This is a genomic window from Phyllobacterium sp. (assembly GCF_037994405.1).
GTDB lineage: Bacteria > Pseudomonadota > Alphaproteobacteria > Rhizobiales > Rhizobiaceae > Phyllobacterium.
In genome coordinates, this window is sequence record NZ_JBBNAN010000462.1 from 1 (window position 1) to 6,431 (window position 6,431).

The following is a 6,431-nucleotide window of genomic DNA, read 5'->3' on the forward strand; positions in this document are numbered from 1 at the left end:
CAAAAAGCCAAACAGCGTCAGCAGGACAAGCAGAATCAGTCCAAGAAATCGCAGGATGAACAATTGTTGCGGTCCTCGATTGGCGGGAAGGATGCGGCGCACATTCCTTATAAGCGAAAACAACGGGCCGAGGCATCCGTCCGCTCCAATTTTTTTTGAACCTGGCATAGTTGAGGGCGATTCAGAAGCGGACCGTCAAATCCGCTCTAAAGCCATGATCCTGAACTTCGCTGGCGATCTGCCCTTGATACGAGAGCTCGAAGGTGGCCGCCCGGGTCAGGCCGACATCGAGCCGTGCTTCCAGCAGCGCGGCGTCGGGCGATCGGCAGTGCAGAAATTTCAAAAGTATCCGTTCCGGTAAATGCGAAATGCAACAACGGCCTGACGTCGCCATACGCATGACGCCAGCCCGCCATGCCGCGCAGCGTTACGTCTGCGGAGCCAAATGACAGCGGCGGCGAGGCACGAAGTCCATCTGCGCTGGATGTCACATCCGTGTACGATGAAGTGCTGGCAAGCGCCGCCGAACCGCCTGTTTCGGTAAAGCCGTCGAGATGCAGATTGGCATAGGCGAGATTGGCGAATGGCTCAAGAGCGACGCTTTGATATGGAATATTGTAGCCGATTTCGCCGAAGATTTGAGCCGTCCCGCCACTATAGTCTGCGGTCAATCGAGTCTGCGGCACTGTCAAACTCTGCGGCAATGAATGAAGTCTTGTTGCCGCCGATGGGGTTTTCACTTCCAAGAAATTCGTTGCCGCCATTGCTGATGGTCAACGTGCCTTGCGCGGCTTCGCCAATAGTTATGGAATTTCCCGCATCAAAGGGGCTGGGAGGATTGGTTATCACCGGCTTGGTACGGGATGAGACGTCGCCACTGCCGACAATCTGTTGCGCAAGGGCTCTGCGATAGCCGCCATAAGGGCCAGCGCGGAGAAGGTTTGCCGCAGGTATTTTTTCCAAATATCTTTATCGATTTTATCCGACCGCGATAGCGTCATCGGAATGGATACCGCGCCAAAATCGGCCGTCATGGCGAATTTTGCTCCGAGCTTCACAGCACGGCACCACAAACAGAGCCTACCTACCAAGACAGTTCCCCGATAGACTTGAGCAAGAGGCATACTACTATAGTACTATGCCTACTACAACATCCTTGCAGAGCTGTTGTATTTAATTGTCTTTGGTTGTACTTAAATGATGCTTTTCAAAAACAATAAGCCGGACACAGGTCTGCGTGTCCGGCTGCTGTCTGCGTATTTGAAACGGATTAGAATTTTACTTCGAGGTTAGCCCTGAACCCGTGATCCTGGATTTTGCCTGCGATCAGTCCCTGATAAGAAAGGGCAATTGTGGTACTGGACGCCACATCAACGTCAAATCCCGCTTCCAACAGCGCAGAGCCCGCGCGCAACTGGCAGCCCGGCAATCTCGAAGGTCCCGGTTCCCGCAAAAGCCGGCTGCAAGGATGATGTTGTATCCCCATAGGCATGGCGCCACGCGGCCGTACCCCGGAGCGTCGCATCGACTCAAACCGAAGGAACAAGCCAGTTCGGAGATCCCTTGACTGGTGGTATGTCAGATATGCGTTCTCATCCGCCTTAGCGGCGCATGACTGTACATGCGGTCGTGAGTGAACGTTGATCTACCGCATCATTCCCAAGGAATAAGGTTCCGCCAGCTGAAGCCCTTGTCCTTGCGGGCAGCGGCCTTGCGCTCGCGCTCTTTCTTAGCCTCGTCCTCGCCCAGCTCATTGGCGGAAGCCGTAGCGGCCGGCTGACGATATTCAAGCGGCGGTTCGCTCAAATAGCGGCGGGTCGTCGGTGATCCAGCAGTGGAAGCAAGTTTGCGCGCGCGGAAATCCGCTCCCGCATCGGACTTGTTACCATCATTGGCGGGAACCTTGTCATTGAAGAAGCCATATGCCGGCTTGCCAGTATCCTGTTTGGCAAGAGGCATGTCGCCTGCGACTTCCGGTACGAAATTTGGATTGTTCTGATTGGCCGTTGCAGTATCACGAATCCGTTTACGGCGCGCTTCAGGCGATTCAGGCCAGTTTGCATTGTTCGCCGTCTCCGCAGCCGTTTGCGGCGCCGGCAATTGCAGAGGTTTGCCTTCAACGGGACGAACCAGCTCCGGACGGGGATTGTAGGCAATCTGGTTTTTCTTTTTCGGCCCAAGCGCAGCCATGTTCGAAACATCGTCCAGCAGCTGACTGCCTGCGGTCTTGTCCGTACCATAGGTTGGCGATGATACGCAGCCACCGAGCGCCAGTGACGCAACCAATGCACCGAGAACCGTAATGCGTCCGTTCAAATCCATACTTGCCACTTCCAACCCGAGCCTTAAGCAGATCACGCTGCTGATCAAATTTGCTTGATCCATGCCCTGCCCCTAAAATCAGGCAGTTCAATGGCAAGCCTTTTACATGAGGCGAACCGTATTAAGCAAGTCAACGACAGTTTTTGTTAAGGATAATGCGGATCAGGTAAATTGTGACCCGCATCTCATTGTTTACACGGCAAGCTTTCCGAGCTTTGCAAGCTCGTGAAGCGCGGCAGCGTCACGTGCCGAAACGTCAGGATAAGCAGGATCCGAACCGACATCATGGGTATAACGCCATGAACGGGCGCATTTCGTGCCTGTTGCGCGCTCGGGTACGACCGCAACACCTTTGACATCATCCGTAACGAAAGCACCCGCAGGAGCGGCCTCTCCCTTGATCGTGATTGCGCTCGTGATGCAGATCTCCGCCATATCGAGATCCTTTACCGCGGCAAGCAATTCCGGATCCGTGACGAAGACGACGGGTGCGGCTTCGAGCGACGAACCGATGCGCTTGTCGGCACGCTCCAGCTCAAGCGCGCCGGTGACGACACGGCGCACATCACGCACCTTGCGCCATTTTGCGGCGAGCTCATCGTTCTTCCACTCATTCGGCGTATCGCGGAACTGTTCCAGATGCACCGATAGGGCGTCGTTGTGCAGATCAAGCCATGCTTCCTCGGTCGTGAATGGCAGCATCGGCGCCAGCCATGTGACGATGCGATCAAAGAGGCTGCGCACGACCTGCAGCGCGGCCTTGCGCCTGATGCTCGATGGCGCATCGCAATAGAGCGCGTCCTTGCGGATATCGAAATAGAACGCCGAGAGCTCGACATTCATGAAATCGATCAAGGCGCGGGTGATACGCTTGAACTCGAACGCGTCATAGCCCGACTGTACCAGTTCATCGAGTTCGGCAAGGCGATGCAGCATCAGCCTTTCGAGCTCCGGCATGTCGGCATAGGCAATCTCGTCGCCCTCATCATGGGCAAGCGTGCCGAGCATCCAGCGGATCGTATTGCGAAGCTTGCGGTAGGCGTCGATGTTGGTCTGGATGATATTCTTGCCGAGGCGCTGGTCTTCCCAGTAATCCGTCGTCATGACCCAGAGACGCAGGATATCCGCGCCTGAATCCTTGATCACATCCTGCGGTGTTACCGTATTGCCGAGCGACTTCGACATCTTGCGCCCTTCCTCGTCCATGGTGAAACCATGGGTGACGAGGGTATTGTAAGGCGCACGGCCACGCGTGCCGCAGCTTTCCAGCAACGAGGAATGGAACCAGCCGCGATGCTGATCCGAGCCCTCGAGATAGACGTCGGCTGGCCATTTCAGATCCGGCCGGTCTTCCAGCGTGAACACATGTGTGGAGCCCGAATCAAACCAGACATCGAGAATGTCGCGAACCTGCGTCCACGGCTCGTTCGCCTTTTCGCCAAGAAACCGCTCGCGCGCGCCTTCGGCAAACCAGGCGTCGGCGCCTTCCTGTTCGAAAGCCTCAAGAATGCGGGCATTGACGGCATCATCCTTCAGGACATTGCCGTTCCCATCGGCAAAGACGCAGATCGGCACGCCCCAGGCGCGCTGGCGCGACAGGACCCAATCCGGACGATCCTCGATCATGGCACGCAGGCGGTTCTGACCGCCAGCCGGTACGAAGCGAGTCTCGTCGATGGCGGCGAGCGCCCGGGAGCGCAGCGTGGTCTGATCGCCGAGATCCTTGTCCATATAGACGAACCATTGCGGCGTGTTGCGGAAGATCACCGGCTTCTTCGAGCGCCATGAATGCGGGTAGGAATGCTTCAGACGGCCACGCGCAAACAGGGCGTTGCGGGCGATGAGCTCGTCAGTGACGGCTTTGTTGGCGTCACCCTTCCTGCCATTGTCGTCAATGACACGTGCAGCCCCGCCTTCGCGATCCGGTCCAAAACCCGGCGCGTCCTTGGTGTAATAGCCCGCGTCGTCAACGGCAAAGGGGATTGCAGGCGAAATGCCGCGTGCTTCGAGGTCGCGAGCTGCGTTCATCCAGGCCTCAAAGTCCTCGCGGCCATGGCCCGGGGCTGTATGCACGAAACCCGTACCTGCGTCGTCGGTGACATGATCGCCGTCGATCATGGGCACCGCGAATTCATAACCGCCGCCAAAACCTTCGAACGGATGGGCAAGCGTGATCGCCGCAAGCTCATCAGCCGAGACAGTTCGGATACGCTTGAAGGTCAGCTTGGCTCTCGCGGCGGATTCCTCGGCAAGTGCGTCAGCGAAGATCAGCTTTTCTCCCGGGCGCGGACCAAAATCATTCTCCGCAGACTCGACCTCATAGAGACCGTAGGCAACGCGCGTCGAATAGCTGACGGCACGGTTGCCTGGGATGGTCCAAGGAGTAGTCGTCCAGATGACGACATGAGCCGACGATAGATCCGATGGCCCTTTCGCCACCGGGAACTTCACCCAGATCATATCGCTCTCGACATCCTGATATTCGACCTCGGCTTCGGCCAGTGCCGTGCGCTCGACCACGGACCACATGACCGGCTTCGAGCCGCGATAGAGCTGGCCGGACATGGCGAATTTCAGCAGTTCCCCGGCGATGCGGCTTTCTGCATGAAAGGCCATGGTCGTATACGGGTTCTCGAAATCGCCCTCGATACCGAGCCGCTTGAACTCGCCCGACTGGATCTTGATCCAGTTGGTGGCGAACTCGCGGCATTCCTTGCGGAATTCGTTGATCGGCACATCGTCCTTGTCCTTGCCCTTGGCGCGATACTGCTCCTCAATCTTCCATTCGATCGGCAGGCCGTGACAATCCCAGCCCGGAACGTAGTTGGAATTATAGCCGCGCATCTGGAATGAGCGGGTGATGACATCCTTGAGGATCTTGTTCAGCGCATGGCCGATGTGGATATTGCCATTGGCATAGGGCGGGCCGTCATGCAGGACGTAAAGCGGGCGCTCCTTGGCGTCCTCTCGCAACTTCCTGTAGAGGTTCATCTCCTGCCAGCGCTTGACGAATTCCGGTTCCTTGGCAGGCAGGCCGGCGCGCATCGGGAAATCCGTCTGCGGCAGATAGAGCGTTTTTGAATAGTCGAGTGTCGTGGACGTGTCGGTCATTTTTCCAGCTTGTATAATGGCCCGCGCGTGATCGCAGCAGGCAGGGATTTGAAGAAATCACAATAGAGCGCTGAAGCGCCGCCCCGGACCTTCCGCACCGCAAAGCCGAAGCTTCAGGAACGCGGCAAGGCCGGGCCAGTAATTCGTATCGCTTGAATAGGTATGGACTGCATGCAAGTCCAGCAAACGGTTTTCATGACCGCGCTTTTAGCAACGACGCCTGCGAGAATAAAGGGGCAGCCGCAATAAACTTCGCGTGGGGTCGCCCTGCCCTGGCTACAGGGAGAAATCGAAACGATAGGTCGCCTGCACGCCAACAGTGGCCTGATTGGCAGAGCCGCGTTCTTTCACCAGGCTGGAATCAGCCGCAGGGCCCATCAAGCGGCTGTATTCTGCATAGGCGCTCGTCGTGATCTTCTCAGTCGTCTGCCATGTGATCTGGCCACCAATGGCAAGTGATTTGAGACCGCCGCCAGGCGAATATTGTGCGAGACCGGAAACGGCCGACTCGCTTGCATTCACGCCATAATATTCCTTGAAGTAATCCTTGGTGGCAAACGTCGCGCGGGGACCCGCAGAGACTCGGACGGTCTGCGTCAAATCCTGGAATGCATCGATGGCAACGTCGGCAACAACGCCGTCATGAGCACCGATACCGCGACGCACTTCGACACGGCCGCGAATATTGTCCGTCGGATAGAACTCGGCAAAACCACCAAGCTCAACGCCCCAATCGACATCGTGCAGGCCCTTGAGGTCGTCGGAATCGCCGTCATCACGGCCTGTGATCAGCTTGCCCGTCACACCGGCGCGAAAAACGCCCGTATCGATGAAGCCCAACGATGCGTTGTCATTGAGTGACGAGAAACGAACCGAATTGCCGGCGCGACCGAGGGAAATGACCGGAGCAGCGCTCAAAAGGAAATCCTTGGCGCCCTCGTAACGGGGTGCGACAAAGCCTTTCGCGCCCAGCGTCAGATACCAGTCGCCAGACCACC

General features: G+C 57.2%; 5 protein-coding genes. All 5 read right to left on the reverse strand.

The window, feature by feature from the left end:
- Positions 1-206: 206 nt before the first annotated feature.
- A complete protein-coding gene (locus AAAC48_RS25600) occupies positions 207-671 on the reverse strand; it encodes an autotransporter domain-containing protein (RefSeq protein WP_340656900.1) in 465 nt (154 codons plus the stop codon).
- A gap of 174 nt (positions 672-845) precedes the next feature.
- The gene (locus AAAC48_RS25605; protein WP_340656901.1) at positions 846-1,034 is read right to left on the reverse strand and encodes a hypothetical protein; all 189 of its coding nucleotides are present in this window, start codon (positions 1,032-1,034) and stop codon (positions 846-848) included.
- Positions 1,035-1,653: 619 nt separating this feature from the next.
- A complete protein-coding gene (locus AAAC48_RS25610) occupies positions 1,654-2,322 on the reverse strand; it encodes a hypothetical protein (RefSeq protein ID WP_340656904.1) in 669 nt (222 codons plus the stop codon).
- A 192-nt stretch (positions 2,323-2,514) separates the two neighbouring features.
- Positions 2,515-5,433: an isoleucine--tRNA ligase gene (gene ileS / locus AAAC48_RS25615; protein ID WP_340656902.1), complete on the reverse strand. Its 2,919-nt coding sequence runs from the start codon at positions 5,431-5,433 to the stop codon at positions 2,515-2,517.
- 276 nt (positions 5,434-5,709) lie between these two features.
- A partial coding sequence (locus AAAC48_RS25620) for a MipA/OmpV family protein (RefSeq protein WP_340656903.1) occupies positions 5,710-6,431 on the reverse strand: 722 nt, incomplete at its 5' end.